Genomic DNA, 26,432 nt, shown 5'->3' with positions numbered 1-26,432 from the left:
GAGGTCCGAACCGGTACTTTCGAGGAGCACGAGATGGTGGAAATCGACGTTCGCCTGCGCGAGCAGGTGCGGTTGCTGGGCGATCTGCTGGGGCAGACCATCGCCGACCAGCATGGCACGGCCTTTCTCGACAAGATCGAGCGGATCCGCAAGGGCGCCAAGGCCGCCCGTGGCGGCTCCGCGGAGGGTGCCCGCCAACTGGGCGACACCCTGGATACCCTGGCCGAGGACGAGCTGCTGCCAGTGGCGCGGGCCTTCAGCCATTTTCTCAACCTGGCCAACATCGCCGAGGAATATCACCGGGTCAGACGGCGCACCGAAGACGAGCCACCATCCTTCGAGCAGCAGGTGCTGCCGGAATTGTTGGAGCGCCTGGGCGCAGCCGGGCACTCCGGCCAGGCGCTGGCCGAGCGGGTCGCGGCGCTGGACATCGATCTGGTGCTGACCGCCCACCCTACCGAGGTCTCTCGGCGCACCCTGATCCAGAAATACGACGAGATCAGTGCGCAACTGGCGGCCCTCGATCATCGCGACCTGACCTCCGCCGAGGTGGCCACCATCGAGGCACGGCTGCGCCGGCTGATCGCCGAGGCCTGGCATACCGAGGAGATCCGCCGCCAGCGGCCGACGCCGGTGGACGAGGCCAAGTGGGGCTTCGCGGTGATCGAGAATTCGCTCTGGCAGGCGATCCCCAGCCTGCTGCGCAAGCTGGACGACTGCCTGCAGGAACGCACCGGCCAGCGCTTGCCGCTGACCGCGGCGCCGGTACGCTTCTCGTCCTGGATGGGCGGCGACCGTGATGGCAACCCCAACGTCACCGCCGCCATCACCCGCGAGGTGCTGCTGCTGGCGCGCTGGATGGCCGCCGATCTCTACCTGCGCGACGTCGACCGGCTGGCCGCGGAGCTGTCCATGCAGGCGGCGAGTCCCGCCCTGCGCGAGCAGGCCGGCGATCATCCCGAACCCTATCGCAAGGTGCTCAAGGTGCTGCGCGAGCGGCTGCAGATCACCCGTAGCTGGGCAGCCCATGCCATCACCGATCCCCAGGCCGGCGCCCGCCACGTCCTCAGCGACAACGCCGAGCTGATCGCCCCGCTGCAGCTGTGCTACGACTCCCTGCAGCGCTGCGGCCTGGGGGTCATCGCCGATGGCTCCCTGCTCGATACCCTGCGGCGGGCCCGCACCTTCGGCCTCTACCTGGTGCGCCTGGACATCCGCCAGGACGCCGCGCGCCATGCCGCGGCCATGGCCGATATCTGCCGCTACCTGGACCTGGGCGACTATGCCGCCTGGAGCGAGGAGCAGCGCCTGGAATTCCTTCGTGGCGAATTGGCCAGCCGGCGGCCCCTGTTACCGGTTGACGCCGAACTGGAGGCCGATACCGGGGAGGTGCTCGCCACCTGCCGCGTCATCGCCGCCTCGCCGCCCGATGCCCTGGGTTCCTATGTCATCTCCATGGCCGGCGCGGCGTCCGACGTGCTCGCCGTGCAGCTGCTGCTGCGCGAGTGCGGGGTGCGTCAGCCGATGCGCGTGGTGCCGCTGTTCGAAACCCTCGACGACCTGGATCACGCCGGCACGGCCATCGCCAGCCTGCTCGATCTGCCCGACTACCGCGCGCGCCTGGCCGGTCCCCAGGAGGTCATGATCGGCTATTCCGATTCGGCCAAGGACGCCGGCACCCTGGCGGCGGCCTGGGCCCAGTACCGTGCTCAGGAAGCCCTGGTGGACATCTGCGCCAGTCGTGGCGTCGAATTGCTGCTGTTCCATGGCCGCGGCGGCACCGTGGGGCGCGGCGGTGGCCCGGCCCACGCGGCCATCCTCTCGCAACCGCCCGGCTCGGTGGCTGGGCGCTTCCGCACCACCGAACAGGGCGAGATGATCCGCTTCAAGTTCGGTCAGCCGGCCATCGCCGAGCAGAATCTGGCGCTGTACCTGGGCGCCGTGCTCGAGGCCACCCTATTGCCGCCACCGGCGCCCGAGCCGGCCTGGCGCGAGCAGATGGATCGCCTGGCCCGCGACAGCCTGCAGGCCTATCGCGGGGTGGTGCGCGAAGACCCGCACTTCGTCAGCTATTTCCGCCAGGCCACCCCCGAGCAGGAGCTGGGCCGGTTGCCCCTGGGCAGCCGCCCGGCCAAGCGCCGCGAAGGCGGCGTGGAAAGCCTCAGGGCCATTCCCTGGATCTTTGCCTGGACCCAGACCCGGCTGATGCTACCGGCCTGGCTCGGCTGGGAAACGGCGCTGGAGGAAGCCGAACGCCGTGGTGAATCGCCGCTTTTACGCGAGATGCGCGAGCGTTGGCCGTTCTTCCAGACGCGCATCGACATGCTGGAGATGGTGCTGGCCAAGGCCGAAGCCGAACTGGCACGGCTCTATGACCAGCGTCTGGTGGAAGCCGACCTGCAGGTGCTCGGCAGCCAGTTGCGCGAGCGGCTGCGCCAGGCGGGCATGGCGGTATTGCGCCTGACCGGGCAGGCCGAATTGCTCGAGCACCATCCGGAAACCCTGGTGTTCATCGCCGTGCGCAATACCTATCTCGATCCGCTGCATCTCTTGCAGATCGAGTTGTTGGCCCGGGCGCGGGCGGCGGGCGAAAGCCAGCCGGCCGCACTCGATCAGGCCCTGCTGGTGAGCGTGGCCGGTATCGCCGCGGGACTGCGCAATACCGGCTGAACAGGCTGTCGCTTTTGCTGGGGCCCGGAGTCGTCTGGACGGCCCCGGCACCTGCGACGCTTGGTAACTTGTGCGGCCAGGGGGCGCTGTGTATGGTTGGTCCCTTTGGCCGTCTCGTGTCGTCGACAACAATCATCGCGACAGCGCCCCGCGCGGGCTGCCAGTCCGAGACCATTCTAAGGAGCAACAGATGCGCGTAATCCTGCTGGGAGCGCCCGGTGCCGGCAAAGGTACTCAGGCCCGGTTCATCACTGAGAAATTCGGCATTCCGCAGGTTTCCACCGGCGACATGCTGCGTGCCGCGGTCAAGGCCGGCACGCCCCTGGGCCTGCAGGTCAAGGACATCATGGACAACGGCGGCCTGGTCTCCGACGAGATCATCATCGCCCTGATCAGCGAGCGCATCCTCGACGCCGATTGCGCCAAGGGTTTCCTGTTCGACGGCTTCCCGCGCACCATTCCCCAGGCCGAGGCCCTCGAAGCCGCGGGCGTCAAGATCGACCACGTGCTGGAAATCGCCGTCGATGACGAAGAAATCGTCCAGCGCCTGTCCGGTCGCCGCGTGCACCCCGGTTCGGGTCGCGTCTATCACGTCGAGCACAATCCGCCGAAGGTCGCCGACACCGACGACCTGACCGGCGAGCCGCTGGTACAGCGCGAAGACGACCGCGAAGCGACCATTCGCAAGCGCCTGGACCTCTATCATTCCCAGACCAAGCCGCTGGTGGACTTCTACCAGAAGCTGGGCGCCGCCCAGGGCACGCCGAAGTGCAGCCGCATCGAGGGCGTGGGTTCGGTAGATGCCATCACCGCCAAGGTGCTGCAGGCCCTGAACTAGAAGCCGGTAACGGCCGCCTGTGCCTGCAGGCGGTCCGGTCAAGGCGCCGTCCTGGCGTCATGACCGATGGGCGGGTCCCCTCGCGTCCCGTCTTCCTCTAGAATGCGCAGCCCTTTTCCCTAGTCGCGGATTCGCCCCATGTCCATCCTGCTCGCCCTCGACACCGCCACCGAAGCCTGTTCGGTCGCCTTGCATCTGGGCGACGAGATCATCCATCGCTACGAGATCGCGCCGCGCCTGCATGCCCAGCGGGTCCTGCCCATGGTGCAGGAGGTGCTGGCCGAGACCGGTCTGAGTCTGGCGCAGGTGGACGCCATCGCCTTCGGTCGCGGACCGGGCGCCTTCACCGGCGTGCGCATCGCCATCGGCGTGGTGCAGGGCCTGGCCTTCGGTCTGGATCGGCCGGTGCTGCCGGTGTCGAATCTGGCGATCATCGCTCAGCGCGCCTGGCGCGAGCGGGGCGTGACCCAGGTGGCAGCCGCCATCGATGCGCGCATGGACGAGGTCTACTGGGGCTGCTATCGCCTCGCCGGCGACACCATGGTGCTGGCGGGGGCGGAAGCCGTGCTGGCGCCCGAAGGCGTCGTCCTGCCGGCAGCCGCCACCGGCGACTGGTTCGGTGCCGGCACCGGCTGGGGTTACGTCGGCCGCATGGCCGTGCCGCTGACCGAGCGGGATGCCACTCTGTTGCCCCATGCGCAGGATCTGGCGGTCCTGGCGGCCACGGCCTGGCAGCGCGGCGAAGCCGTGTCGGCCGAATCCGAAGCGGCGCAACCCGTCTATCTGCGTGATCGGGTCGCCACTCTCAAGCAGTCGGTCTGACGTCAGGAAACCTGGCGTAATGGTCTGGCGTCCAAGCTGTAGATGCCGCTCGTCCGCCGGTCGCGACGGGCGTCCGGCCCTTGATTGTCATAGCTTTCGACCCTACTTAGAGTAGTGCCATCCGTTCGGGACCTGCCATGCGCATTGACAGCGGCTATTCCTCCTCTGCTTACCCCCTGAATCGTTCCTCGCGCGCGGTCACGCCCGTACGCGAGGTGGCGAAGGACGAGGACGCCCGTCAGAACGCCATCGCCCGCGAGGCTACGGGCAATGCCCGGCCCGACGTCGCGCCGGTTCGCCGCGTCGAGGCAGCCGCGGCGACCGATACCGGTAACGGCGGCGGCAATGGGCTGGTGCTCAGCGAGCGGGAAGGGCGCTTCGCCAGTCAGCTCACCGCGCGCGCCCAGCAGGCCCTGGCCAGCTACGGCAGCACCGCCGCCCTCGGCGCCGAGCCGGACGGCTCCCCCCGCGTCGTGGGCCTCGATCTCTACGCCTGATGCTGCCGTACTTTCTCGGCTGTCCCTCCTGGAACGACAACGCCTGGCGCGAAAGTCTCTATCACGGCCTGCGCCCGGGTGACTTCCTGTCGCGTTATGCCCAGGTGTTCAACGCCGTGGAAGGCAACACCACCTTCTATGCCTGGCCAGCGGCGGACACCATCCGCCGCTGGGGCGAGCTGATGCCTGCCGACTTCCGCTTCTGCGCCAAGTTTCCCCGCGACATCAGCCATGCCGAGGATCTGCGGGTGCAACTCTCCAGCGCCCGCACCTTCCTGGAGTTGCTGGCGCCCCTGGGTGAGCGCGCCAGTCCGCTGTGGCTGCAGTTGCCTGCCGGTTTCGGTCCGGATCGGCTGGGCGAACTCAAGGTGTTTCTCTCGGCCATGGCGCCGCGCTGCGCCCTGGCCGTGGAGGTCAGGCACCTGGCCTTTTTCGACAAGGGCGAGACCGAGCGCGCGCTCAATCGCCTGCTCATGGAGCTGGGCGTGGAGCGCGTCGGCCTGGATTCCGCGGCGCTGTTCAGCGCCGATCCGAGTGAGCCGGCCGTGCGCCTGGCCCAGGCCAAGAAGCCGCGGGTACCGGCCCGTGCCCTGGCGTTCAGCGAGCATCCCCAGGTGCGCTTCATCGGTCGCCTGGAGCTGGCAGCGAACGACTACTACCTGGCCAAGTGGGTGACCCGGGTGGCCGATTGGATCGAAGGGGGCAAGGTGCCCTATGTCTTCCTGCACACCCCGGACAATCGCCAGGCGCCCGAACTGGCCCTGAGATTCCATGCTCAGCTGCGCGAACGCCTGCCCGGCCTGCCGGCGTTGCCCGAGTTGAGCACCGCCGACACCGAACAACTCGGCCTGCTCTAGCCCCTGGCGTCCGCCGCGATACGTTTGGCGACGTTTTCGCCGGCATTCCCGCTGGTCGCTCCGGTCTGATGAAGACTCCGCCTTGCGAATCCTCTTCGGCGCGCCGCATGAAAGCCAGACACCTGCTCGGTCTCGTCATCCTGCTCTATGGCGGTCTGCACACCGCCTTCGACCAGGGCTGGCTGCGCATTCCGCCGGCCTACAACCCCTGGGCGCCGCTGGACATCCAGGCACCCACCAATGCCGTCACCCGACTCAAGCTCTGGCGCCTGCAGGCCGATGCCGACTACTGCGCGGCGTCCCTGGCCACCTCGGCGCTCAACTATCGCGAATTGCGCGGCAATGCCGGTTCGGCCGACTGCCCGCTGGAGCGGACGGTGCGCATCCAGCGCGGCGAAGGGGTAAGGCTCAGCGGCAGCTTCCTCGCCAGCTGTCCCCTGGCCGTCGGCTTCGCGCTGTTCGAGCGGCAGGCCCTGCAGCCGGCGGCCGAAGCCGTCTATGGCCAGCGGGTGGCCGAGGTGGAGCACTACGGCAGCTTTGCCTGCCGCAACATCTATGGCCGCGCGAGCGGCCGGCGCAGTCAGCACGCCACCGCCAATGCCCTGGACCTCGCCGGACTGCGTCTGGCCGACGGTCGGCGGATCAGCGTGGCGCGGGACTGGAAGGGCGATCCCGAGGCCCAGCGCTTCCTGCGGCTGGTACGCGATGGGGCCTGCCGGTCCTTCAATACCACCCTGGGACCGGACTACAACGCGGCGCACCGCGATCATTTCCATGTCGACATGGGTGGCTTTCGCGTCTGTCGGTAGAATGGCCGGTCCTTTCGCCAGCGAGTCGCCCATGTCCACCGCCCGCCCCGCGCTTATCGTCGAAGCCCTGGAACCCGCCTTCACCGAGGCTGCTGCTGCCTGGGCCGCGCGCCTGGGTCTGCCCCTGGGCACCGCCACGACCGAGGAATTCGCCCTGCAAGTCGGTACTCAGGGCCTGCAGCTGGTGCAGCGTGGCCCGGAGGCACCGGGTCCGGTACGGGTGGACTTCGTCGAGGGCGCGGCGGCGCACAGGCGCAAGTTCGGCGGCGGCGCCGGCCAGATGATCGCCAAGGCGGTCGGGGTCGGACCCGGCGTGCGCCCACGCATCCTCGACGCTACCGCGGGTCTGGGCCGCGACGCCTTCGTGCTGGCGACCCTGGGCTGCACGGTGACGCTGGTCGAGCGCCAGCCGCTGATCGCCGCCCTGCTCGAAGACGGTCTCGCCCGCGCCGCTAGGGATCACGAAGCGGCCGGCATCGCCGCCCTGATGACCCTGGTGCAGGCCGATTCCACCGCCTACCTGCAAGGCGAGGAAGGGGAGGCGCCCGAGGTGATCTACCTAGATCCCATGTTTCCGCATCGCGACAAGAGCGCCCTGGTGAAGAAGGAGATGCGCCTGTTCCGACCGCTGGTGGGCGACGATCTGGACGCCCCGGCGCTGCTGGCCGCGGCCCTGGCCCGCGCCAGTCACCGGGTGGTGGTCAAGCGCCCGCGCAAGGCGCCGGCCATCGAGGGGGTGAAGCCGGGCTATGTGCTGGAGGGCAAGTCCAGCCGCTACGACATCTATCCGAAGAAGAGCTTCAAGTCAGCCTGAACGAAAAAGCCCGCGGGCGGAAGGACTCCGGCCGCGGGCGCTGGTATCGCCGACCTCAGACGGTCGCGGGCTTGGGCGCTCGACGCTTGCGCCAGGCACGGTAGAAGGGTAAGGCCACCATCAGGATGCAGACGATCCAGATGACCTGGCTGATGCCGCTCTGCCAGAGGATGCCCACTTCGCCGTTGGAGATCGACAGCGCGCGTCTCAGGCTCGTCTCCATCAGCTCGCCGAGGATAAAGCCCAGCAGCAGCGGTGAGAGCGGGAAGTCCAGCTTGCGCATGATGTAGCCGCAGATGCCTACACAGACCATCAGCACCAGGTCGAAGGTGGTGGCGTGCACCGCGTAGACGCCGATGCCGGTGATGATGGCGATGGCCGGGGCCAGCGACCAGTTCGGCACATCGAGGATCTTGGTGAACATCTTCACCATGGGCACGTTGAGGATCAGTAGCATCACGTTGGCGATGAACAGCGAGGCGATCAGACCCCACACCAGATTCGGCTCGTTCTGGAACAGCAGCGGGCCGGGGGTGATGTTGTAGAGGGTCAGGGCGCCGATCATCACCGCGGTGGTGCCCGAGCCGGGGATGCCCAGGGTCAGCATGGGAATCATGTTGCCGCACACCGCCGCGCCGATCGCGGTTTCCGGCGCTGCCAGGCCGCGCAGGTCACCCTTGCCGAACTTGCCATCTGCACCGGCCAGGCGCTTCTCGGTGGTGTAGGCCAGGGCGCTGGCCAGAGTGGCGCCGGCACCCGGCAACACGCCGATGATGAAGCCGCTCACCGAACTGCGCAGGTTGACCATCAGCACGCTGCGCGCTTCGCGCACGTTGAACAGCATGCGCCCGGTGGCCTTGACCGCGACCTGGCCATGATGGGTCTGCTCCAGCAGCAGGAGCAGTTCGCTCACCGAGAACAGCCCCAGCACCAGGATCACGAAGTCGATGCCGTCGGCCAGGTGCACGTTGTCGAAGGTGAAGCGATAGACGCCGCTGTTGGCATCGATGCCCACGGAGGCGATGGCCAGGCCGAAGAGCGCGGCGACCAGGGTCTTGACCGGCTTCTCGGCGGCCATGCCGGAGAGACTGAGGATGGCCAGGGCCATCAGCGCGAAGTATTCCGCCGGACCGAAGGCGATCGCCCACTTGGCCAGCAGCGGCGAGAACAGCACCATGCCGCAGGTGGCGATGAAGGCGCCGATGAAGGAGCTCCAGGCCGACAGCGACAGGGCCACGCCCGCCATGCCCTGGCGTGCCAGTGGATAGCCGTCCAGGCAGGTCATCATGGTCGCGGCTTCGCCGGGGATGTTCAGCAGGATCGAAGAGATCCGGCCACCGTATTCGCAGCCCAGGTAGACCGCCGCCAGCAGGATCAACGAGGTCTCCGGCGGCAGGCCCAGGGCGAAGGCCACCGGGATCAGCAGGGCGATGCCGTTGATCGGGCCGAGACCTGGCAGCAGGCCCACCACGGTGCCGATCAGGGTGCCGATCAGCGCCACGATCAGGTTGGTGGGTGTCATGGCGACGCCAAAGCCCTGCATCAGAAAATTCAAGGTTTCCATGTCAGCCCTCCAGGAATTCCAGCACGCCAAGGGGTAGGGGGACTTCCATCACCCGGTCGAACAGCACATAGAGACTTACCGAGAGCAGCAGGCTGACCAGGGCACAGGGCATCAGGCGGCCGCCATAGAGCAGGCCGCACAGGGTGGCGGTAAGGAAGGCGCTCAAGGGGAAGCCCAGCGGCTGGAAGGTCAGGGCGTAGCCCAGCAGGATGACGCAGCAGGCCACCACCTTGCGCAGCGAGGAAGCGTCAAGCGGCTTCTGGTCCTCGCCATCGCCGATCGGCGTGGGGCGGATGATCAGATAGGCGAGGCCCAGGCTCATCAGCCCGAACATCAGCATCGGATAGGCCCGTGGCCCAACCGGCTCGTAGGAGAAAGGCGCCTGGTAATCCCGGGCGATGAACAGCATGACGAGCCCGGCCACCAGCCAGACCGCCATGAAGGCGCGTTGGAAGATCATGTCGACATCCTCGAAGGCGCCCGGAGGGGCGCCAGGGGCGGGGGCTCGTTACTGGATCAGGCCGAATTCCTTGGCCATGCCGCGGTAACGCGCGACTTCCTTCTGCACATAGGCGTCCAGCTCGGCGCCGGTCATGGCGAAGGGGAAGAGCTCGCGCTGATCACGCAGCTTGGCGAAGTCGTCGGACGCCAGCAGCTTGTCGAAGCTGGCCTTCCACCAGTTGTACTGCTCGTCGGTGACCTTCGGGCCGACATAGAAGCCGCGGACCACCGGCCAGACGATGTCGTAGCCCTGCTCGCGTGCGGTGGGGATGTCCTTCATCGCCGGTTCGTCGAAACGCTGCTCGGCGAAGACCGCCAGGAGGCGCATGTTGCCGGCCTCGACATGGGGCATGGAGTCGGAGATGTCGGTGCTGCCGACCTGGATGTGGCCACCCAGCAGCGCGGTGGCGATCTCGCCGCCGCCTTCCAGGGCCACGTAGCGCAGGTCCCTGGGATTGATGCCGGCGGCCTTGGCGATCAGTGCCGTCTGCATCCAGTCCTGGCTGCCCACGGTACCGCCGGAGCCGATCACCACCTTGCTCGGGTCCTTTTTCAGCGCCTCGACCAGGTCGCCCAGGGTCTTGTAGGGCGAGTCGGCCTTGACCGCGATGGCGCCATAGCTGGCCCCCACTGCCGCCAGCCAGCGCACGGCCTTTTCATCGAAACGACCGAACTTGCCCTGCGCCAGGTTCAGCAGCGAACCGCTGGAGAAGGCGACGATGGTGTCGCCATCGGCTGGACGCTGAGCCACCACGGTGTTGTAGGCCACCGCGCCCACGCCGCCGGGCATGTAGGTCACACGCATGGGCCTGTCCAGCAACTTGGCTTCCACCAGGCCACTCTGGGCCAGCTTGCAGGTCAGGTCGAAGCCACCACCCGGGGAAGCCGGGGCGATGCATTCTGGACGCTTGGGTTCGGCCATGGCCTGGGCGGACAGCAGCACGGAGGCGGCCAGGGTCAGGGTGAGGTTGCGCAAGGTGGTGCTCATCGACGTCTTCCTTTTGTTGTTATTTCAGAAGCTGACAGGCGGACACGGCTCAGGCTCGCCAGGGCGGCGATCGTTCATAGAGAAGAAGGGTGAGCACGTGGAGCTGCGCGAGGGCGAGCATGGATGTCGTTCCGCTTGTTATTGTTGTTGGCCAGCCAGGGGTGGCGCTTGGGCAAGCATCATGCGGTTCTGGGACCGCTACCTTTCACTCTAGACCGCCAAGCTTTCAACAGCCTTTCAGACGTGAAAGGCTGCGATAGTGCGGCGCTGGCAGCAGGCCAACCGGCCGCTATCCGGTAAACTCGAGTCTTTTGAGCGGGAGCTGTCAGCGTGCGCATCCTACTGGTCGAAGATCATCCGCCACTGGCCGAAAGCGTCGCCCAGGCGCTCAAGAATGCCGGGCTCAACGTCGATCTGCTCAACGATGGCGTGGCCGCCGACCTGGCCCTGCAGAGCGAAAGCTATGCCCTGGCCATCCTCGATGTCGGCCTGCCGCGCATGGACGGCTTCGAGGTCCTGGCGCGGTTGCGCGAGCGTGGCGATCGCCTGCCGGTGCTGATGCTGACCGCTCGCGGCGAGGTCAAGGATCGGGTGCAGGGCCTCAATCTCGGCGCCGACGACTACCTGGCCAAGCCCTTCGAACTCACCGAGCTGGAAGCCCGGGTCAAGGCCTTGCTGCGCCGCAGCGTGCTGGGTGGCGATCGCCAGCAGCGCTGCGGCCCGCTGATCTATGACCTCAATACCTCGCGCTTCACCCTGGGCGAGGAGGCGCTGTCACTCACCTCGCGCGAGCACGCCGTGCTGGCCGCGCTCATCGCCCGTCCCGGACGGGTCATGAGCAAGGAGCAACTGGCCGCCCAGGTCTTCGGCCTGGACGAAGAGGCCAGTCCCGAGGCCATCGAGATCTATGTGCATCGCCTGCGCAAGAAGCTGGAAGCCGGCGCGGTACGCATCGTCACCTTCCGCGGCCTGGGCTATCTGCTGGAAGAACAGCATGGCTGAGGTGGCGAAGGCGGCGGGCAGCCTGCGTGGCCGCCTGCTGCTGCGAATGGTCATCCTGCTCGCGGTGATTCTGGCGATCAGCAGCCTGGCGGCCTATCTCAATGGCCGGCGGCTGGCCGACGTGGCCTATGACCGGACGCTGCTGGCCTCGGCCCGGACCATCGCCGCCGGTCTGTCGGCCACCAATGGCACCCTGCGCGCCGATGTGCCCTACATCGCCCTGGACAACTTCGCCTACGACAACGTCGGGCGCATCTTCTATCAGGTGCTAGATACCCGCGGCCGGTTGATCTCCGGTTACGAGGAGATTCCGCCGCCACCACCGGACGCCCCGCTGACCCGCGACTATCCGGCCCTGGCGCGCTTCTACAACAGCACCTACCGCGGCAAGGACGTACGGGTGGTGAGCCTGGCCCAGCCGGTCAGCCAGCCGGATCTCACCGGCATGGCCGAGATCCGCGTCGCCGAGACCGCCGAAGCCCGCGAGGAGGTGGCCCGCAGCCTGCTCACCGACACCCTGATCCGCCTTGGCCTGATGGGGCTGGGTGCCATCCTGCTGGTATGGATGGCGGTTGGCGCCGCCCTGCGTCCCCTGGAGCGCCTGCGCCAGGCCGTGGAAGAGCGTGGGGTCGACGACCTGCGACCGCTGCCCGAGGTGCGAGCGCCCCAGGAACTGCTGCCGCTGGTGCATGCCCTGGAAGGCTTCACCCTGCGCCTGCGCCGCCTGTTCGAGCGCCAGGCCGATTTCATCGCCAACGCCGCCCACGAATTGCGCACCCCGCTGGCGGCGATCAAGGCGCGGGTCGAACTGGGCCTGCGCGAACGCGAGCCCCAGGCCTGGTACGCCACCTTGGAAGAGACCCGCGCGAGCACCGATCGCCTGGCGCGCCTGGCCAACCAGCTGCTGTCGCTGGCCCGCATCGAGAGCGGCGCCCAGGCCATCGCCGAGGGGGGCGCCGAACGCCTGGAACTCAGCGAACTGGCCAGGGAGCTGGCCATGGCGCTGGCGCCGCTGGCCCATGCCAAGGGCGTCGCCCTGGCCTTCGAGCCCTTCGCCAAGGCGCCGGTGATCGGCGAACCGACGCTGCTCAACGAGCTGCTCTGCAATCTGGTGGAAAACGCCCTGGCCCATAGCCAGCCAGGTGGCAACATCGTGGTACGGGTGCTGGCCCCGGCGGTGCTGGAAGTCGAGGATGACGGCCCCGGCATTCCGGCCAATGCGCGGGCCAGGGTCTTCGAGCGCTTTCAGCGCCTGGATCCGCAGTCCGGGGGCGCCGGTCTGGGGCTGGCCATCGTCGGTGAGATCTGCGCCGCCCACCGCGCCCGTATCCAGTTGCTGGACGGCGCGCTCGGCGGGCTGCGGGTGCGGGTCGAATTTCCCGCCGAGGAAGCCTAGGCCTTGTCTAAAAGTACCTGACCTTCGCTCGGCGACTTTTCAGACAAGCCCGATGCTCAGCCGAGCAGGGTGCGCGACTGTTCCACCGCGTCCCAGAAGGACTGATCCTGGGCAGGGTCCGGCTGGTTGTTCAGCCCCAGGCGGATACTGGCCGGCAGCGTCTGGACCGCGATCTCCGGCTGACCCTGGCGCTGCGCGTGCAGCTGGGTCGCGATCTGCACGATATCGGCATAGTCGGCCGCCGCGGGCTGCCGCTCCAGCGCCAGATATTCCCGCGGTACGCAGGCGATGTCGGCCGGGAAATCCCAGACCTTGAGAATGCGTTCGCCGATCTGCGGATGGATGCGCGCCGTCACCTGGTCGAGGGTGATGGCGTTGGCCAGCAGCTCTTCCTGTTCTTCGGCATAGGTGAGGATCGGCAGCACGCCGATCTGGTGCACCAGGCCGGCGAGCAGGGCACGGTCGGCCATCAGGCGCGTGTACTTCTTGCACAGCGCATGGCTGATGGCGGCGATCTCGGTACCCTGGCTCCAGACCTCGCGCATCTTGCGATCCACGGCGTCGCTGGTGGCCTGGAACATCTGCTGCATCGCCAGGCCCGTGGCCAGATTCGCCGTGTAGTTGATACCCAGGCGCCCGACCGCCATCTGCAGGTCGGTGATCTCCTTGTTGGTACGTAGGAGCGGGCTGTTGACCACCTTGATCAGGCGCGCCGTCAGGGCGGCGTCCATGGCGATCACCCGGCTCAGCTCGGCGACACCCACGTTGGGGTCTTCGGCCGCTTCTCTGACCTTCAGTGCCACCTCGGGAAGGGTGGGCAGCACCACGCGATCGGTGTCTATCGCGTGGAGAAGATCTTGGACAACTTTTTCGGCAAGAGGAGTCATGACGTACCTGTGTGAGGAGCGGAAAAGGCGATCCCAACCTTCAGCGCTTTATTTCACGATCGCTATCGAGTGAGTAGGGCAAATCGAGTAAACGGCAGTTTGGCCCGCCCGAGCTGCCCACCGAGACGCGTCCATCCTCGGCGGCATCGCCCTGCAGCACCGCCAGGAATTCGCAACCCTCTGGGCTGGCCGCGGCGAGCACCACCTCGCCCACGCTGCTGCCATGCACCGGCGAGAACAGCTCGGTACCCACGGCAGGGGGCTGGTCGCTGCCGGCGAGCCGATAGAGGCGCCGCTTGAGCTTGCCCAGGTACTGCATGCGCGCGACGATTTCCTGGCCGGTGTAGCAGCCCTTGCGAAAGCTCACGCCATCCAGCGCCTGTAGATTGATCATCTGCGGGACGAACAGCTCGCGGGTCGCGCCGAACACCTGGCCCACGCCGGCCCGTACCTGGGCCAGCAGCCAGGCGTCGAGCGCGACCTCCGGCAATGCCGGCGCCGCTGCGTTTGCTGTGCGCCAGGTCTCGATCCGGCCATCCTCCAGCCGCAGGGCGAAGCCGTCATCGAGCGGCGCCACGGCATTGGCCTGGTCGCCCAGCACGACGTCGGGATAGGCGCTGGCGAAGCCGGCGGCAGAGAGCCCCAGGCGTTGCCATTGGCCGCTCTCATCGGTCAGCGTCGACTTGGAGAAGACCGCATACTTCTTCAGATCGGTCAGCAAGGGCTCGACCAGCTCCGCGGCCATCGCCAGCAGATAGCCGTCGGCCTGCTTGACGATGCGGAAGCTGGACACCAGGCGCCCCTTGGGCGTGCAGCGCCCCCCCAGGCCGGCCTGGTCGTCAGCGAGATAGTTGAGGTTGCAGGTCACCTGCCCCTGGAGAAACTTGGTCGCATCGACCCCGCGGATGGCCAGGACGCCTTCGTGGGTCAAGCGGCAGAAATACGGCGAGTCGGCCATTGCGGCAGCAGCTCCGTGTCGAGTGAAGCCGCTCATCATAGGCGCGCCCGGGGTGAATGTCAGGCGCACTGCGCGGCGGGGCGCTTCGGGCTTATACTGCGCCGATTGTCGCAGGAGTCCCCATGAGTACCGAAGCTACCGAACTCAACAGATTGTACTGGCACAGCCGTCGCGGCATGCTGGAACTGGATGTATTGCTGGTGCCCTTCGTCAAGGAGGTCTATTCCTCCCTGGGCGCGGAAGACCAGGCGCGCTATCGCAAGCTGCTCGAGTGCGAGGATCAGGACATGTTCCACTGGTTCATGCAGCGTGGCGAGCCGGAAGACGCCGATCTGCAGCTCATCGTGCGCATGATCCTGGACCGTGTCCAGCCGGCTTGAGCCCTTCGAATGCCGCTGGAGCGCCTCTGCCGGCCTCCTGCGGCTGCACGCCCTGGCCGCCTTCTGCGCAGGGATCTGCCCCTGGCTGGCGGCCATTCCCTGGACGCTCAAGCCGCTCCTGACGCTGCTGGTGCTCTGGTCGTGGCATCGCGTGCGCCAGCGCCAGCTCCAGCAGCGCTACCCTGGCGTGCCGCGGCGGCTGCGGCATGGTGCCGAGGGTTGGCAGCTCTGGTCGCCAGCGAACGGCTGGCAGGCCATCCAGGTGCGCCCGGACAGCCTGGCCCTGCCGCGGCTAGTGGTCCTGCGCTATCGGCTGCCGGACGAAAGACGCACCCGCAGTCTCTGCATCGCCCGCGACAGCCTCACCGCGGACGCCCATCGCCGCCTGAGAGTCAGGCTTCGCTTCGCGCCGCGCCGGTTCGCGGCAGCAGAATAGTGTCCCGGGCAGTACTGGCGAGTTGCGGATAGTCCAGGGTGAAGTGCAGGCCGCGACTCTCCTGGCGGGCGAGGGCGCTATCGATGATCAGCTCCGCCACCTGCGCCAGGTTGCGCAATTCGATCAGGTCGCGGCTGACCCGGTAGTTGCTGTAGAACTCGTCGATCTCGTCCATCAGCAGCCGAATGCGATGGCGGGCGCGCACCAGTCGCTTGGTGGTGCGCACGATGCCGACGTAGTCCCACATGAAGCGCCGCAACTCGTCCCAGTTGTGTGCGATCACCACGTCCTCGTCCGAGTCCGTCACCTGGCTGGCATCCCAGTCGGGCAGGTCGCTCGGCATGGTGATCTCGGCCTCTTGCGCCTGGATGTCCAGCGCCGCCGAGCGCGCGTAGACGAAGCACTCCAGCAGCGAATTGCTGGCCATGCGATTGGCGCCATGCAGACCGGTACAGCTGGTTTCGCCGATGGCATAGAGACCGGCGAGATCCGAGCGCCCGTGCTGGTCGACGCGCACCCCGCCACAGGTGTAGTGCGCCGCCGGTACCACGGGGATCGCGTCCCGGGTGATGTCGATGCCCAGTTCCAGGCAGCGCCGATGGACCGTGGGAAAGTGCTCCTGCACGAAATCCGCCGGCTTGTGGCTGATGTCGAGAAAGACGCAGTCGATGCCCAGGCGCTTCATCTCGTGGTCGATGGCGCGCGCCACCACGTCGCGTGGGGCGAGATCGGCGCGAGGATCGAAGCGCGGCATGAAGCGTTCGCCATCCGGCAGGCGCAAGACGGCGCCTTCGCCACGCAGGGCTTCGGTGATCAGGAAGCTCCGCGCATGGGGATGATAGAGGCAGGTGGGGTGGAACTGGTTGAATTCCAGATTGGCCACCGAACAGCCGGCGCGCCAGGCCATGGCGATGCCGTCGCCGCTGGCGCTGTCCTGGTTGGTGCTATAGAGGTAGGCCTTGCTGGCGCCGCCGGTGGCCAGCACCGTGAAGCGCGCATGCAGGGTATCCACCTGGTCGCTGGTGCGGTCGAGCACATAGGCGCCCAGGCAGCGAGCGCCTGGCCGGCCGAGTTTTTCCGTGGTGATCAGATCCACCGCCACGCGCTGGCTGAGCAGCTGGATATTGGGGCGGCCTTCGGCGGTGCGCAGCAGGGTGTCGAAGATCGCCATGCCGGTGGCATCGGCGGCGTGGATGATGCGGCGGTGGCTGTGGCCGCCTTCCCGGGTCAGGTGAAAACCCAGGCTGCCCTTGGCGGCGTCCTGCTCGCGGGTGAAGGGCACGCCCTGGTCGATCAGCCACTGCATGGCCTCGCGACTGTGCTCGACGGTGAAGCGCACAGCGGCCTCGTCACACAGCCCGGCGCCGGCGACTAGGGTATCCTGCACGTGCGCCTCGATGGTGTCGCCCTCGTCCAGCACGGCGGCGACACCCCCCTGCGCCCAGTAGGTCGAGCCATGCGCCAGCTCGCCCTTGCTCAGCACCGCGATCGACAGCGTCGCGGGCAGATTGAGCGCGAGCGTCAGGCCCGCGGCGCCACTGCCGATTACCAGGACATCGAATTCCAGATGACGCGCCATGACGTTTCCTTCTCACCGAGACGGCGAGTATAGGAACAAGGCGGCTGACGGCATAGCCATCGGCGGGGAACTCGCGGACGCTAAGCGGGGTCTATGTACAGATAATCGCTCATCTGTGCGGCCGGAGTGCCTGGACGAGAATGAGCCATCTGCCAAAGCTAAATCAGTGATACCCAGGAGCGATCAGCAGCCATGTCAGTGCTCGCTCATCAACTGCTGTGGAGGGGAGAACTTTCGTGCAACAGCCCAGTCTAGCAGCGCGCGTCGATAGTGAAGGCAAGGACGATACCGAACTGCAAGCCAAGGATAGCAAGCAAGCCCTGCCCACCCAGGAGCAGGATCAACAACTGGTCGAGCGTGTGCAGCGCGGCGACAAGCGTGCCTTCGACCTGCTGGTGCTCAAGTATCAGCACAAGATTCTCGGTCTGATCGTGCGTTTCGTCCACGATACCCAGGAAGCCCAGGACGTCGCTCAGGAGGCTTTCATCAAAGCCTATCGCGCCCTCGGGAACTTCCGTGGCGATAGTGCTTTCTATACCTGGCTTTATCGCATCGCCATCAATACGGCAAAGAACCATTTGGTTGCCCGGGGTCGTCGTCCACCGGACAGCGACGTCAGCGCCGAAGATGCGGAATTTTATGAAGGCGACCATGCTCTAAAGGACATCGAGTCCCCGGAGCGGTCCCTTTTGCGGGATGAGATCGAGGCCACCGTGCATCGGACCATCCAGCAACTCCCGGAAGATCTGCGTACCGCGCTGACCCTTCGTGAGTTCGAAGGCCTCAGCTACGAGGACATTGCCAATGTTATGCAATGTCCAGTGGGAACGGTCCGGTCCCGGATTTTCCGGGCTCGGGAAGCGATAGACAAAGCATTGCAGCCCCTGCTGCGTGATGCATAGACAGCGGCGACAGCTTTTAGAGAGGTAATACGTATGAGTCGTGAAGCCCTGCTGGAATCCCTGTCCGCTGTTATGGATAACGAAGCGGACGAATTCGAAACCCGGCGTGTCATCGCCGAGGTCAGCAAGGACCCGGAATTGCGCGCCACCTGGTCGCGCTACGCCATGGTCAGCGCCGTGATTCGCGGTGAGCCCATGCTGCCGAACCTGGATATTGCCAAAGGCGTCACCGCCACGCTGGAGCGTGATGAGGTCGCCGCAGTGCCGGCAGCACCCGTTGCTGCTCAAGCGAGCAAGGGTCGCTGGTCGAGCCTGGGTCGTGTCGCGGTCGCCGCGTCCGTGACCTTCGCCGTGCTGGCGGGCGTGCGGATGTACAACCAGTCCGACGTCTCCACCCAGGGTCTGGCCCAGCAGGCACCGAGCCAGCTGACCGTGCCGCAACCCGCGCGTAGCCCGGCTGTACTGGCCAGCTTCAGCGAGGAAAGCACCAAGGCCAACACCGAAGTCAAGGCTGATCAGCCTGCGGCAGGTGAAAAGCAGGACGCTCCTGCCCAGCGCTGATCTGCTGGCTTCACACCGAAACGGCGCCCGGAGTCCAGCTCCAGGCGCCGTTTTTTTTGCCCTGGAGATTTTCGACCAGGTCGCAAAAAAGCTTCGAAAGCTATCGTTCAGCAAGGGCGTGGTATTTCTGCTGCCAATCGTCACTGACAGTGCCTCCGATCCGGGAAAGGCAGGTCGCCAGCGACGTGTTCAAGTCATTGGATAGAGTGGAGCTGCATGCGCATGCGCAATCTAAAGCATTACACGGCGGCCCTGATGGGGCTCTGGCTGATGGGGATGACGGCCATGGCCCGGGCCGATCTGCCGGATTTCACCGGCCTGGTCGAGGCGGCGTCTCCCGCGGTCGTCAACATCAGTACCCGTCAGAAAATTCCCGAAGGTCGGGGCGCCGGCGCCATGACCATGCCGGACCTGGAAGGTCTGCCGCCGGGCATCCGTGAGTTCTTCGAGCGCAGCATTCCGCAGATGCCGCGCAGTCCCCGGGGCAAGCAGGAGCAGGCCCAGTCGCTGGGTTCCGGCTTCATCATCTCGCCCGATGGCTACATCCTGACCAACAACCATGTGGTCGCCGATGCCGACGAAATCCTGGTGCGCCTTTCCGATCGCAGCGATCACACCGCCAAGCTGATCGGTGCGGATCCCCGTACCGACGTGGCCCTGCTGAAGATCGACGCCAAGGACCTCCCTACCCTGAAGCTGGGTAACTCCGACCAGCTCAAGGTCGGTGAGTGGGTGCTGGCCATCGGGTCGCCCTTCGGCTTTGATCATTCGGTCACCGCCGGTATCGTCAGCGCCAAGGGTCGCAGCCTGCCCAATGAAAGCTACGTCCCCTTCATCCAGACCGATGTAGCCATCAACCCGGGCAACTCCGGCGGCCCCCTGTTCAACCTCAAGGGTGAAGTGGTCGGGATCAACTCGCAGATCTTCACCCGCTCCGGGGGCTTCATGGGTCTGTCCTTCGCCATCCCCATCGACGTCGCCATGAACGTGGCCAATCAGCTGAAGACCGAAGGCAAGGTCAGCCGCGGCTGGCTCGGCGTGGTCATCCAGGAAGTGGACAAGGATCTCGCCGAATCCTTCGGCCTAGATCGTCCGGCGGGTGCCCTGGTCGCCCAGACCCTGGACGACGGTCCCGCAGCCAAGAGCGGCATCAAGGTGGGTGACGTCATCCTTTCGGTCAATGGCCAGAAGATCGAGGAATCCGCCGACCTGCCGCACCTGATCGGCAACCTCAAGCCGGGTGCCAAGGCCGACATGGAGATCATCCGCGAAGGCAAGCGGCAGAACCTGAGCGTCACCGTGGGCGACATGCCCAAGGATGACCAGGCCACGTCCGGTGGCGAGCGTGGCTCCGACCGGGCCAGCAATCGCCTGGGTATCGCGGTGGCCAACCTGACGCCCGAGCAGAAGAAGACCCTGGATATCCAGGGCGGTGTGGTCATCAACAAGCTGAGTGGCGACGGTCCTGCCGCGGCCATCGGCCTGCGTCCGGGCGATGTCATCACCCACCTGAACAACCAGCCGATCGAATCGGCCTCGGCCTTCGAGAAGATCACCTCGGCGCTGCCGGCGGGTCGTTCCATCTCGATGCGCGTGGTGCGCGACGGTCGCGCCAGCTTCATCACCTTCAAACTGCCGGGCAAGTAACGGCAAGGCAGTGGAGCAGGGGCGGGCGACCGCCCCTTCTTTTTGTCCGCTCGAACGGCGCGAGTCCCCTTGTTTGCCGCATTCAGGTAAACTCCCCCGCTATTTTCCCGGCGGATGTTCCGCCGCTGGCTATTCGAGTGCTGATTCGTGAGTGATCTGAGCCATATCCGCAATTTCTCCATCATCGCCCACATCGATCACGGCAAGTCGACGCTTGCGGATCGGTTCATCCAGATGTGTGGTGGTTTGAGCGACCGAGAAATGGAGGCCCAGGTCCTGGATTCCATGGATCTCGAGCGTGAGCGTGGCATCACCATCAAGGCCCACAGCGTTACGCTGTACTACAAGGCCGAAGATGGTAAGACCTACCAGCTCAACTTCATCGATACCCCCGGCCACGTCGACTTCACCTATGAAGTCAGCCGCTCGCTGGCCGCGTGCGAAGGCGCGCTGCTGGTGGTGGACGCGGGGCAGGGCGTGGAAGCCCAGTCGGTCGCCAACTGCTACACCGCCATCGAGCAGGGCCTCGAGGTCATGCCGGTGCTGAACAAGATGGATCTGCCCCAGGCCGATCCGGACAAGGTCAAGGCCGAGATCGAGCACATCATCGGCATCGATGCCACCGACGCCGTGCCCTGCAGTGCCAAGAGCGGCATGGGCGTGCCGGAGGTGCTCGAACAGCTGGTCAAGGTCATTCCGCCGCCGGAAGGCGAGATCGAGGCACCGCTGCAGGCGCTGATCATCGACTCCTGGTTCGACAACTATCTGGGCGTCGTCTCGCTGGTGCGCGTCAAGCACGGTCGGGTCAAGAAGGGCGACAAGATCCTGGTCAAGTCCACCGGCAAGGTGCATCAGGTCGACAGCGTTGGCGTCTTCTCGCCCAAGCACACCGAGATGCCTGATCTGAAGGCCGGTGAAGTGGGCTTCATCATCGCCGGCATCAAGGAAATCCTCGGTGCTCCGGTCGGTGACACCTTGACCCTCAGCGCCACTCCTGACGTGGCCATGCTGCCGGGCTTCCAGCGGGTCAAGCCGCAGGTCTACGCCGGCCTGTTCCCGGTCAGCTCCGACGACTTCGAGGACTTCCGCGAAGCGCTGCAGAAGCTCACTCTCAACGACGCGGCCCTGCAATACGAGCCGGAAAGCTCCGAGGCCCTCGGCTTCGGCTTCCGCATCGGCTTCCTCGGCATGCTGCACATGGAGATCATCCAGGAGCGCCTGGAACGCGAATACGATCTCGACCTCATCACCACGGCGCCGACCGTGGTCTTCGAGGTGGTGCTCAAGGATGGCAGCACCATCTATGTCGACAACCCCTCGAAACTGCCGGACCTGGCCTCCGTCGCCGAAATGCGCGAGCCCATCGTCCGCGCCAACATCTTGGTACCCCAGGAGCACCTGGGCAACGTCATCACCCTGTGCATCGAGAAGCGTGGCGTCCAGCGCGACATGCAGTTCCTCAGCAGCCAGGTGCAGGTCAGCTACGACCTGCCGATGAACGAAGTGGTGCTGGACTTCTTCGATCGCCTGAAGTCGGTGAGCCGCGGCTATGCGTCGCTCGATTACAGCTTCGATCGTTTCGAGGCGGCCAGCCTGGTCAAGCTCGACGTCCTCATCAACGGCGAGAAGGTCGACGCCCTGGCCTTGATCGTCCATCGCGACAAGGCGCACTACAAGGGTCGCGCCCTGACCGAGAAGATGAAGGAGCTTATCCCGCGGCAGATGTTCGACGTAGCGATCCAGGCAGCCATTGGCGGTCAGATCGTCGCCCGTACCACCGTCAAGGCACTGCGCAAGAACGTTCTGGCCAAGTGCTATGGCGGTGACGTCTCCCGTAAGCGCAAGCTGCTGGAAAAGCAGAAGGCGGGTAAGAAGCGCATGAAGCAGGTTGGTAGCGTAGAGATTCCTCAAGAGGCCTTCCTGGCCGTGCTCAAGGTGGATAGCTGAAGCCCATGTCTTGGAACTTCCCTCTGTTGCTGGTTCTCGCGGTCGCCGTCTGCGGCGCCCTGGCGCTCATCGATCTGCTGGTGCTCGCACCGCGTCGTCGCAAGGCGATCCAGACCTATGGGCAGCAGGTCAGCGAGCCTGATCCCGTGGTCCTGGACCAGTTGAACAAGGAACCGGCGCTGGTCGAGTACGGGAAGTCCTTCTTTCCCGTCCTGGCCATCGTGCTGATCCTGAGATCCTTCCTGGTGGAGCCGTTCCAGATTCCCTCGGGCTCCATGAAGCCGACCCTGGAAGTGGGCGACTTCATCCTGGTGAACAAATTCGCCTACGGCATCCGCCTGCCGGTGATCGATCTCAAGGTCATCCCGATCGGTGATCCGCAGCGTGGCGACGTCATGGTGTTCCGCTATCCCAGCGATCCCAGCGTCAACTACATCAAGCGCGTGATCGGGGTGCCGGGCGACACCATCCGCTATACCAGCGACAAGCAGCTGTACATCAACGGCCAGCGCGTCAGCGAGGAGCTGGTGGGCGACGAGCCGGGTTCGCTGGGCAGCGTCAAGCTGTTCAAGGAACAACTGGGTAAGGCCGAACACCTGATTCGCGAAGAGATGACCCGCTACCGCATGGAGCCCGACCACGAGTGGAAGGTGCCGGCCGGTCACTACTTCATGATGGGTGACAACCGCGACAACTCCAACGACAGTCGCTACTGGGACGATCCCAGCATTCCCCGTGACCTGCTGGGCATGGTTCCCGACCGCAACATCGTCGGCAAGGCCTTCGCCGTCTGGCTGAGCTGGCCGGAGCCCAAGCTGCAGAGCATGCCCACCCTGTCTCGCGTAGGTATCATCAGATGAATGAACGCAGAGTGCCCGGTCTCCCATCGCGTCAGCAGGGTCTGTCGTTTCTCGGTGGCCTGCTCGGACTCTGCGTCATCGCCTTCCTGGCCAGCACGGCCATGAAACTCGTTCCGCATTACCTGGACTACAATGCTCTGACCAAGGTCATCGAATCCATCGGCGACAACCCCGATAACCAGATTCGCAGCGTGTCCGACGTCTACAGCTACGTGGGGAAGGGTATGCAGGTGAACGACATCCGTGATCTCGATCTGCAAAAGGCCATGCGCGTCGAAGCCGACGGCAACCACCTGCAGATCCACCTCGACTATGAAAAACGTGAACACCTGATCCGCAACATCGATCTGGTCGTTCGTTTCAATCGTGATTTCCGTATAAATCTCCCGTGACTTTATCTCTAGATCGCCTCGAGCGTCGGCTGGGTTATACCTTCCAGGACCCGGACCTGATGCTGCTCGCCCTCACGCACCGCAGCTTTGCCGGTCGCAACAACGAACGCCTGGAATTTCTCGGCGACGCCATCCTCAACTTCATCATCGGCGAAGCCCTCTACGATCACTTCCCCCAGGCCCGCGAAGGCCAGCTGTCCCGCTTGCGGGCCAAGCTGGTGAAAGGCGAGACCCTGGCGCTGCTGGCCCGCAGCTTCGAACTCGGTGACTACCTGCGCCTGGGCTCCGGTGAACTGAAGAGCGGCGGCTTTCGTCGCGAATCCATTCTCGCCGATGCCATGGAAGCCCTGATCGGCGGCATCTATCTGGATGCCGGCATGGACGCGGCGAAAGACCGGGTCATGGCCTGGCTGGGTCCGCAACTGCGCGAGCTGACGCCGGTGGATACCAACAAGGATCCCAAGACGCGGTTGCAGGAATTCCTCCAGGCGCGCGCCTGCGACCTGCCGCGCTACGAGGTGGTCGCCATCGAAGGAGAGCCCCATTGCCGGGTCTTCTTCGTCGAATGCGAGATCGCCATGCTCAACGAAAAGACGACGGGGCAGGGCGCCAGTCGCCGCATCGCCGAACAGATAGCGGCCTCGGCGGCCTTGATCGCCCTGGGCGTGGAGAATGGTCATGAATGATGAGCTGAAGGCATCGCGCTGCGGCTACGTAGCCATCGTGGGTCGCCCCAACGTCGGCAAGTCCACGCTGCTCAACCATATCCTCGGGCAGAAGCTGGCCATCACCTCGCGCAAGCCGCAGACCACCCGGCACAACATGCTCGGCATCAAGACCGAGGGTGAGGTCCAGACCATCTATGTGGATACCCCCGGTCTGCACAAGGAAAACCAGAAGGCGCTCAACCGCTTCATGAACAAGACGGCCGTAACCGCCCTGCGCGATGTGGACGTCGTGGTGTTCGTGGTCGATCGCACCCGCTGGACCGACGAAGACCAGATGGTGCTGGAACGGGTGCGCTTCGTGAAATGCCCGGTGCTGCTCGCCGTCAACAAGATGGATCGCCTGGAAGACAAGGCCGACATGCTGCCGCACCTGCAATGGCTGCAGGAGCAGTTGCCGGAAGCCGCGCTCATTCCGATCTCCGCCCAGCACGGCCACAATCTCGACGCCCTCGAAGAGCTGGTCGCCGAACGCCTGCCGGAAGGCGACCACTTCTTTCCCGAAGACCAGATCACCGACCGATCCAGCCGCTTCCTCGCGGCCGAGCTGATCCGGGAAAAGATCATGCGCCAGCTGGGGGCGGAATTACCCTATCAGGTCGCCGTCGAGATCGAGGAATTCAAGTACGACAACGGCGTGCTGCACATCCATGGCCTGATTCTGGTCGAGCGAGATGGCCAGAAGAAGATCCTCATCGGCCAGGCCGGCGAGCGCATCAAGCGGATCGGCCAGGAAGCCCGCCACGACATGGAGACCCTGTTCGACGCCAAGGTCATGCTCAACCTCTGGGTCAAGGTCAAGGGCGGCTGGTCCGATGACGAGCGCGCCCTGCGCTCTCTGGGTTATTCCGACCTCTAGCGATGCAGGCGTCCGAGCCGCTGTTCGTCCTGCATTCGCGTCCTTACCGGGAAAGCAGTGCGCTGGTGGATGTGTTCGGCGCCTTTGGCCGGGTCCGTACCGTGTTGCGCGCGGCCCGCTCCCGCTCCGGGAGTCTGGCCAGGCCCTTCATTCCGCTCGAGGCTCAGCTCAGCGGGCGAGGGGAGTTGAAGAACCTGCAAAAGGTGGCGGCCCTGGCGCCGCCCTATCTGCTTCAGGGACAGGCCCTTTTCAGTGGCTTCTATCTCAATGAGCTGCTGGTCCGGCTGTTACCCGCCGAAGATCCCTATCCCGCCCTCTTCGAACTCTATGGTCTGACCCTGGCCGCCCTGGTCCAGGGTCGTCCGGTCGAACCCCTGTTGCGTACCTTCGAATGGCGTCTGCTCGACCTGCTGGGCTACGGCTTTTCGCTGTCCCAGTCCCTGGATGGTCGGGCCATCGAAGGCCAGCGCCTCTATCGCTTCATTCCGGACCAGGGCTTCGAAGCCGTCGACGAGGTTCGCCCGGGCTGTCTGGCCGGCGCGGAAATCCTGGCACTGGATCGCGGCGAATGGGACGATCCCACGGTAGTTCGCGCTGCCAAGCGCTTGATGCGCCAGGCCCTGGCGCCGCACCTGGGCGGCAAACCCCTGATGAGTCGCGAATTGTTCGCCAAGCCAAGTGAATAAGCCATGAAAGAGTTCAGTCGTGTTCTGTTGGGCGTCAACATCGACCATGTCGCCACCCTGCGCCAGGCTCGGGGTACGAGATATCCCGATCCGGTCAAGGCGGCCCTGGACGCCGAGGAGGCAGGAGCGGATGGCATCACCCTGCACCTGCGTGAGGACCGTCGGCATATCCAGGAGCGAGATGTCCGCCTGCTGCGCGACCTCCTGCAGACCCGCATGAATCTCGAAATCGCCCTGACCTCCGAGATGCTGGCCTTCGCGCAAGAGATCCGTCCCGAGCACGTCTGTCTGGTGCCCGAGCGCCGGGAAGAGCTGACCACCGAAGGTGGGTTGGATGTCCTGGGTCAGGTCCAGCGCATCCGTGATGCCATCGCCGCGCTGCCCGCTTCGGAAGTGTCCCTCTTTATAGACCCGGATCTGCAGCAGATTCAGGCGGCCAAGGACTGCGGTGCCCCGGTGATCGAACTGCACACCGGTCGCTATGCCGAAGCTGACACCCAGCACGAGCAGACCCTGGAGCTGCAGCGCCTGGCCAAGGCAGTGGAATTCGCCACCGGCTTGGGGCTGGTGGTCAATGCCGGCCACGGCCTGCACTACCATAATGTCCAGCCCATCGCGGCCCTGCCAGGTATCAACGAGTTGAACATCGGCCATGCCATCGTTGCCCAGGCGGTCTTCGTCGGCCTCAAGCAGGCGGTCAAGGACATGGCCGAATTGATCCGCTGTAACTCGGTCGTAAAATAACTGTTGACCTGTTCCGAAACTCCCCTATAATGCGCCCCACTTCCGGCGCAGACGCTGAAGCGGCTTGAAAATCAAGCACTTAGGTCTGAGCCGGGCGAGGGGTCCAGGGAT

27 protein-coding genes are annotated in these 26,432 nt (G+C 65.5%); 21 read left to right on the top strand and 6 right to left on the bottom strand.

Features of this window, described 5'->3' with window-relative positions:
* The first annotated feature begins 33 nt into the window (after positions 1-33).
* The 7 genes from ppc to RCF34_RS18710 all read left to right on the top strand — a co-directional run bounded on the left by ppc (position 34) and on the right by RCF34_RS18710 (position 7,307).
* Positions 34-2,670: a phosphoenolpyruvate carboxylase gene (ppc, locus tag RCF34_RS18740; protein ID WP_308709524.1), complete on the top strand. Its 2,637-nt coding sequence runs from the start codon at positions 34-36 to the stop codon at positions 2,668-2,670.
* A gap of 190 nt (positions 2,671-2,860) precedes the next feature.
* Entirely contained in the window at positions 2,861-3,508 is a 648-nt protein-coding gene (adk, locus tag RCF34_RS18735) for an adenylate kinase (RefSeq protein ID WP_133862967.1), read from the top strand.
* Positions 3,509-3,646: 138 nt separating this feature from the next.
* The gene (tsaB, locus tag RCF34_RS18730) at positions 3,647-4,330 is read left to right on the top strand and encodes a tRNA (adenosine(37)-N6)-threonylcarbamoyltransferase complex dimerization subunit type 1 TsaB (RefSeq protein WP_308709523.1); all 684 of its coding nucleotides are present in this window, start codon (positions 3,647-3,649) and stop codon (positions 4,328-4,330) included.
* Between the two features lie 137 nt (positions 4,331-4,467).
* On the top strand, positions 4,468-4,827 hold the full coding sequence (locus RCF34_RS18725) for a hypothetical protein (protein ID WP_308709522.1): 360 nt from the start codon (positions 4,468-4,470) through the stop codon (positions 4,825-4,827).
* Positions 4,827-5,684 carry a DUF72 domain-containing protein gene (locus RCF34_RS18720; RefSeq protein WP_308709521.1) on the top strand — a complete coding sequence of 286 codons (858 nt, stop codon included), beginning with the start codon at positions 4,827-4,829 and terminating at the stop codon, positions 5,682-5,684. The genes RCF34_RS18725 and RCF34_RS18720 overlap by 1 nt, the downstream gene beginning before the upstream one ends.
* A 107-nt stretch (positions 5,685-5,791) precedes the next feature.
* On the top strand, positions 5,792-6,493 hold the full coding sequence (locus RCF34_RS18715; RefSeq protein WP_308709519.1) for an extensin family protein: 702 nt from the start codon (positions 5,792-5,794) through the stop codon (positions 6,491-6,493).
* Positions 6,494-6,524: 31 nt separating this feature from the next.
* Positions 6,525-7,307: a class I SAM-dependent methyltransferase gene (locus tag RCF34_RS18710; RefSeq protein ID WP_308709518.1), complete on the top strand. Its 783-nt coding sequence runs from the start codon at positions 6,525-6,527 to the stop codon at positions 7,305-7,307.
* A gap of 55 nt (positions 7,308-7,362) precedes the next feature.
* Here RCF34_RS18710 and RCF34_RS18705 read toward each other — a convergent pair whose 3' ends face one another.
* Genes RCF34_RS18705 through RCF34_RS18695 form a run of 3 tightly spaced genes read right to left on the bottom strand, consistent with a single transcriptional unit; the run spans position 7,363 to position 10,360 of the window.
* Positions 7,363-8,871, bottom strand: coding sequence for a tripartite tricarboxylate transporter permease (locus RCF34_RS18705; protein ID WP_308709517.1), 1,509 nt, complete (start codon positions 8,869-8,871; stop codon positions 7,363-7,365).
* A gap of 1 nt (position 8,872) precedes the next feature.
* Positions 8,873-9,331 (bottom strand): tripartite tricarboxylate transporter TctB family protein, encoded by a 459-nt coding sequence (locus RCF34_RS18700; protein WP_017640135.1) that lies wholly within the window; start codon positions 9,329-9,331, stop codon positions 8,873-8,875.
* Positions 9,332-9,379: 48 nt separating this feature from the next.
* On the bottom strand, positions 9,380-10,360 hold the full coding sequence (locus RCF34_RS18695; protein WP_308709516.1) for a tripartite tricarboxylate transporter substrate binding protein: 981 nt from the start codon (positions 10,358-10,360) through the stop codon (positions 9,380-9,382).
* 330 nt (positions 10,361-10,690) lie between these two features.
* Here RCF34_RS18695 and RCF34_RS18690 point away from each other — a divergent pair, with 330 nt between their 5' ends.
* On the top strand, positions 10,691-11,362 hold the full coding sequence (locus tag RCF34_RS18690) for a response regulator (RefSeq protein WP_007161984.1): 672 nt from the start codon (positions 10,691-10,693) through the stop codon (positions 11,360-11,362).
* Positions 11,355-12,758 (top strand): sensor histidine kinase, encoded by a 1,404-nt coding sequence (locus RCF34_RS18685; protein WP_308709515.1) that lies wholly within the window; start codon positions 11,355-11,357, stop codon positions 12,756-12,758. Before RCF34_RS18690 ends, RCF34_RS18685 begins: the two co-directional genes overlap by 8 nt.
* A gap of 56 nt (positions 12,759-12,814) precedes the next feature.
* On the opposite strand, the gene RCF34_RS18680 is transcribed toward RCF34_RS18685, so the two are convergent.
* The gene (locus RCF34_RS18680; RefSeq protein ID WP_308709514.1) at positions 12,815-13,645 is read right to left on the bottom strand and encodes an HDOD domain-containing protein; all 831 of its coding nucleotides are present in this window, start codon (positions 13,643-13,645) and stop codon (positions 12,815-12,817) included.
* Between the two features lie 40 nt (positions 13,646-13,685).
* Positions 13,686-14,603: a folate-binding protein YgfZ gene (locus RCF34_RS18675; RefSeq protein WP_308709513.1), complete on the bottom strand. Its 918-nt coding sequence runs from the start codon at positions 14,601-14,603 to the stop codon at positions 13,686-13,688.
* Between the two features lie 122 nt (positions 14,604-14,725).
* Here RCF34_RS18675 and RCF34_RS18670 point away from each other — a divergent pair, with 122 nt between their 5' ends.
* Positions 14,726-14,983, top strand: coding sequence for a succinate dehydrogenase assembly factor 2 (locus RCF34_RS18670; protein ID WP_133862956.1), 258 nt, complete (start codon positions 14,726-14,728; stop codon positions 14,981-14,983).
* Positions 14,967-15,419, top strand: a complete 453-nt coding sequence (locus tag RCF34_RS18665) for a protein YgfX (RefSeq protein ID WP_308709512.1) — start codon at positions 14,967-14,969, stop codon at positions 15,417-15,419. Before RCF34_RS18670 ends, RCF34_RS18665 begins: the two co-directional genes overlap by 17 nt.
* Here the strand turns inward: RCF34_RS18665 and nadB are convergent.
* Entirely contained in the window at positions 15,376-16,998 is a 1,623-nt protein-coding gene (gene nadB, locus RCF34_RS18660) for an L-aspartate oxidase (protein WP_308709511.1), read from the bottom strand. The two genes, RCF34_RS18665 and nadB, sit on opposite strands and share 44 nt — an antisense overlap.
* A 320-nt stretch (positions 16,999-17,318) precedes the next feature.
* Between nadB and rpoE the strand changes: the two genes are divergently transcribed.
* From rpoE to pdxJ, 10 genes are all read left to right on the top strand, one after another.
* Positions 17,319-17,900 (top strand): RNA polymerase sigma factor RpoE, encoded by a 582-nt coding sequence (gene rpoE, locus RCF34_RS18655; protein WP_026083736.1) that lies wholly within the window; start codon positions 17,319-17,321, stop codon positions 17,898-17,900.
* A 33-nt stretch (positions 17,901-17,933) separates the two neighbouring features.
* A complete protein-coding gene (locus tag RCF34_RS18650) occupies positions 17,934-18,461 on the top strand; it encodes an RseA family anti-sigma factor (RefSeq protein WP_308709510.1) in 528 nt (175 codons plus the stop codon).
* Positions 18,462-18,683: 222 nt separating this feature from the next.
* Complete coding sequence (locus RCF34_RS18645) at positions 18,684-20,108, top strand: DegQ family serine endoprotease (RefSeq protein ID WP_308709509.1); 1,425 nt, start codon at positions 18,684-18,686, stop codon at positions 20,106-20,108.
* A gap of 147 nt (positions 20,109-20,255) precedes the next feature.
* Positions 20,256-22,055 carry a translation elongation factor 4 gene (gene lepA / locus RCF34_RS18640; protein WP_183633383.1) on the top strand — a complete coding sequence of 600 codons (1,800 nt, stop codon included), beginning with the start codon at positions 20,256-20,258 and terminating at the stop codon, positions 22,053-22,055.
* A 5-nt stretch (positions 22,056-22,060) separates the two neighbouring features.
* A complete protein-coding gene (gene lepB, locus RCF34_RS18635) occupies positions 22,061-22,915 on the top strand; it encodes a signal peptidase I (RefSeq protein ID WP_308709508.1) in 855 nt (284 codons plus the stop codon).
* On the top strand, positions 22,912-23,307 hold the full coding sequence (locus RCF34_RS18630; RefSeq protein ID WP_133862949.1) for a DUF4845 domain-containing protein: 396 nt from the start codon (positions 22,912-22,914) through the stop codon (positions 23,305-23,307). Before lepB ends, RCF34_RS18630 begins: the two co-directional genes overlap by 4 nt.
* A complete protein-coding gene (rnc, locus tag RCF34_RS18625) occupies positions 23,304-23,993 on the top strand; it encodes a ribonuclease III (protein ID WP_133862948.1) in 690 nt (229 codons plus the stop codon). The genes RCF34_RS18630 and rnc overlap by 4 nt, the downstream gene beginning before the upstream one ends.
* Complete coding sequence (era, locus tag RCF34_RS18620) at positions 23,986-24,891, top strand: GTPase Era (RefSeq protein WP_133862947.1); 906 nt, start codon at positions 23,986-23,988, stop codon at positions 24,889-24,891. The genes rnc and era overlap by 8 nt, the downstream gene beginning before the upstream one ends.
* A 2-nt stretch (positions 24,892-24,893) precedes the next feature.
* A complete protein-coding gene (recO, locus tag RCF34_RS18615; RefSeq protein ID WP_308709507.1) occupies positions 24,894-25,577 on the top strand; it encodes a DNA repair protein RecO in 684 nt (227 codons plus the stop codon).
* Between the two features lie 3 nt (positions 25,578-25,580).
* Positions 25,581-26,321, top strand: coding sequence for a pyridoxine 5'-phosphate synthase (pdxJ, locus tag RCF34_RS18610; RefSeq protein ID WP_308709506.1), 741 nt, complete (start codon positions 25,581-25,583; stop codon positions 26,319-26,321).
* The last annotated feature ends 111 nt before the right edge of the window (positions 26,322-26,432 follow it).

Source organism: Pseudomonas sp. 102515 (assembly GCF_031085165.1).
Lineage (GTDB): Bacteria > Pseudomonadota > Gammaproteobacteria > Pseudomonadales > Pseudomonadaceae > Chryseomonas.
This window is presented reverse-complemented; position numbering and strand designations above follow the sequence as displayed.